Source organism: Desertibaculum subflavum (assembly GCA_003576705.1).
In the GTDB taxonomy this organism is placed as follows: Bacteria; Pseudomonadota; Alphaproteobacteria; order Ferrovibrionales; family Ferrovibrionaceae; genus Desertibaculum; species Desertibaculum subflavum.
In genome coordinates this window covers 1-3,670 of the sequence record QOZS01000120.1, presented here as the reverse complement: position 1 = coordinate 3,670, position 3,670 = coordinate 1, and the positions used below count along the sequence as shown (strand labels likewise).

Sequence of the window (3,670 nt, the reverse complement as noted above, 5' to 3'; positions counted from 1 at the left end):
GCGGCCAGCGGGCGCGCGGCGCGCGGCGTCTGGTTCGGCCGGCGGCGGGCGGCGCGCGGCCCGCCGAGCACGCGGATCTTCTGGATCAGCTCGCGGCGGAAGGTCTCGGCGGCGTTCGGGTCGCGGGCGCTTTCCGGCTTCGCCACGTAGTCGGCGGCGCCGAGCTGCAGCGCCCGCATGCTGATATCCGCGTTGCGGAGCGTGAGCGTCGACGCCATCACCACCTTGATCTCGCGGTTGGCCGCGAGCAGCTTCGGCAGGGCGGTGAGCCCATCCATCTCCGGCATCTCGATGTCGAGCACCACCACATCGGGGTCGACGCGGGCGACCAGCGACAAGGCGGCGGCGCCGTTCGGCGCGCTGCCGACCACGGCGATGCCGGGCTCCTGCTCGAGCCAGCGGGTCACCATGCCGCGGATCACGCTGGAATCGTCGACCAGGACGACGCGGCAGGCGTCGGACGCGGCGGTGGCGTCGGGTCGTTGCACCGGAAGGGCTGTCACGGGATCAGACCAGACCGACTTGCGCGAATTTGGCCTCGATGATGTCGCGGTCGAAGGGCTTCATGATGTACTCGTTGGCGCCGGCTTCGATCGCTTCGCGGATATGCGCGATGTCGTTCTCCGTGGTGCAGAAGACGACCACGGGCTGGCCACCGGTCGGCGTCGAGCGCAGCGCCCTGAGGAAGTCGATGCCGTTCATCACCGGCATGTTCCAGTCGAGCAGGATCGCGTCCGGCATCTTCTTGTGGCAGGCCTCGAGGGCCTCTTTGCCGTCGGTCGCCTCTTCGATCTGAAACGACATCTGCTCGAGAATGCGACGGGCCACCATGCGGATGACGCGGCTGTCGTCGACTACCAGGCAGGACTTCATGGTCGCGCCTCCTTGAAACTCAGGCCGGCCGTCAGGCGGCCTCCGCCACGGGGCCGAAATCGAGCGCCTTGTCGACTTCGAGCACGACCAGCAGCTTGCCATCCAGCCGGTAGATGCCGCCGGAGATCTCGCGCCAGCGGGCGCTCAAGGTCGGCGGATTGCGCTCGAAGGCGCTCTCCGGCAGGGCCATCACCTCGCCGACGCTGTCGACGATCAGGCTGTAGGGCTCGCCCTTGTGCTCGACCACCACGCTCATGCCGCGCTCGCCCTCGGGCCGCGCCGCGAGGCGGAGCCGGCGGCGCAGGTCGATCGCAGTGACGATGCGGCCGCGCAAATTGAGCACGCCGGCGATCTCCGGCGGCGACAGTGGGATCCTGGTGATCTTCTGCGGACCCAGCACGTCCTGCACGGAGAGCACGGGGATGCCGAACATCTGCCCGTCGACCGTGACGGTGACGTATTCCGCGGTCGAATTATCGGAGGAAACGGTGCTCATGCTGCGTGGCTCCGGTTGAGCGTCTGTTCGAGCGAGGCGAGGAGCGCGTCACGATCGAGCTTCGGCACGTAGTCGGCGAAGCCGACCTCGCGGCCGCGGTCCATCAGGCGCTGGCTGGCATGGCCGGAGAGCGCCACGATCGGCGTCTCGCGCCAGCGGCCTTCCTGGCGGATCGCCTCGGCAAAGGCGAAGCCGTCCATGCCCGGCATCTCGATATCGCTCAGGATCAGATCGAAATCGGCACCGTCCTCGCGCAGCTTGAGGGCGGCATCGGCGCTCTCGGCCGTCGTGACCTCATAGCCCGCGACCTGCAGCAGCGGCGCCAGCATGTTGCGGAAGAACGGGCTGTCGTCGACCAGCAGCAGGCGGCGGCTGTTATCCATCCCCCCGAAAGGGGTGCCGGCGCCGCCGCCGAACCAGTCGTCGCGCGCATGCGCCAGGAAGTGGCCGACGTCGATCACCTCGGTCGCCTTGCCGGCGATCACCGCCGAGCCGAGCACGCCGTCGCGGCGGGTCTTCAGCTCGACCGCCAGGCGGTCGTCGACGATGTCGACGATCTCGTCGACCATCAGGCCCATATTGTGGTCGCGGTCGGCGAAGACGACGACCGGCTGGCGGCCATTCGCCTCCAGCGTCGGCGGCGCGCCGATCGAGATCAGCGGCATCAGCTTGCCGCGATACTGCACGACCATCTGGCCGTTGACCGTCTCGACGTCCTTGGTCTCGATCTCCTCGAGGCGGGCGACCAGTGCGAGCGGCACCGCCTTCGGCTCCTGGCCGCCGGCCCGGAACAGCAGCAGCGCCGTGCGCTCGTCGCCGCGGCCGTCGCGCTTCGCCGCGTCCTCGTCGGTCCGTGCGGCATCCTGCACCTGCTGGCCGGAGCGCTGCGCCACGCCGTTCGGGTCCAGGATCATGATCACGCTGCCGTCGCCCAGGATGGTGTTGCCGGAATAGACGTTGATGTTGCGCAGGATCGGCGCCACCGGCTTGACCACGATTTCCTCGGTGTCGAACACGCGGTCGACCACCATGCCGAAGCGGTGGTTGCCGACCTGCGTCACGACGACATAGGCGTCCTCGCTCGCCTTCTTCAGGCCGGCGCCCTCGGCCTCGAGGCCGAGCAGCTCGTTGAGGTAGACCAGCGGCAGCAGCTGGTTGCGCAGGCGGAGCACCGCCGCGGTCTCGATCCGCTCGATCCGCTGCTCGCTCTCCGGCGAGGCGCGGACCAGCTCGATCACGCTGATCTGCGGCACCGCGAAGCGCTCGCCCGCGCTTTCGACGATCAGCGCCGAGACGATCGCGAGCGTCAGCGGGATCTTGATGGTGAAGGTCGAGCCCTTGCCGAGCTCGGTGCGCAGATCGATGGTGCCGCCGATCTTCTCGATATTGGTGCGCACCACGTCCATGCCGACGCCACGGCCGGAGACCGAGGTCACCTTGGCGGCGGTCGAGAAGCCCGGCTTGAAGATGAAGCGGGTCAGCTCGCGCTCCGACATCGCGTCGAGCTCGGCCTCGGTGGCGAGGCCCTTCTCCAGCGCCTTGGCGCGGATCTTGGCGGTGTCGAGGCCGCGGCCGTCATCGCGGATCTCGATGATGATGTGGCCGCCCTCGTGATAGGCCTGCAGCACCACCTTGCCGGTCTCGGCCTTGCCGAGGCGGGCGCGCTCCTCCGGCCGCTCGAGACCGTGGTCGGCCGAGTTGCGGACCATGTGCGTCAGCGGATCCTTGATCAGCTCCAGCACCTGGCGGTCGAGCTCGGTCTCGGCGCCGATCATCTGCAGGTCGATCTTCTTGCCGAGCTCGCGGCCGAGATCGCGGATGATGCGCGGCAGCTTGGCCCAGGCGCTGCCGATCGGCTGCATGCGCGTCTTCATGACGCCTTCCTGCAGCTCGGTCGTGACCAGCGAAAGGCGCTGCAGCGGCGCGGCGAATTCCGAATCGTTGACCTTGCGCACCATCTGCAGCAGCTGGTTGCGGGTCAGCACCAGCTCGCTGACCATGGTCATCAGATTCTCGAGCAGGTCGACGCGGACGCGGATGTTCTGGCCGGCGACGGCGCTCTCGCCGGTCGTCTCGTCGGCCTTCACCTCGGCCGGCGGCGCGGCCTTCGCGGCCTCGACGGCGGGCTCGGGCGCGGCGGCGACGGGGCCGGGCGTGGAGCGGAACACGGCTTCGAGCTCGTCCAAGGTTACTTCTCCGGGCTTGAGCCCGCGGCCGAGCGCGGGGTCGACGGATTCGTCGGCGGCCGGCGCGGCGGCGACAGGGGCGGGCGGCGGCGGGGCCGCGGGCTTGGCGGCGACC

The 3,670-nt window shown here is 69.3% G+C and carries 4 protein-coding genes; all 4 read right to left on the bottom strand.

Annotated elements, in window-relative coordinates; translation table 11 throughout:
* The coding region (locus DT074_RS27665) for a response regulator (protein ID WP_368744953.1) at nucleotides 1-488 on the bottom strand (488 nt) is incomplete at its 3' end.
* Between the two features lie 19 nt (nucleotides 489-507).
* Nucleotides 508-873 carry a response regulator gene (locus DT074_RS27660; protein ID WP_119423051.1) on the bottom strand — a complete coding sequence of 122 codons (366 nt, stop codon included), beginning with the start codon at nucleotides 871-873 and terminating at the stop codon, nucleotides 508-510.
* 31 nt (nucleotides 874-904) lie between these two features.
* Nucleotides 905-1,369, bottom strand: coding sequence for a chemotaxis protein CheW (locus tag DT074_RS27655; RefSeq protein WP_119423050.1), 465 nt, complete (start codon nucleotides 1,367-1,369; stop codon nucleotides 905-907).
* The coding region (locus tag DT074_RS27650) for a hybrid sensor histidine kinase/response regulator (RefSeq protein ID WP_162915293.1) at nucleotides 1,366-3,670 on the bottom strand (2,305 nt) is incomplete at its 5' end. The genes DT074_RS27655 and DT074_RS27650, both read right to left, overlap by 4 nt.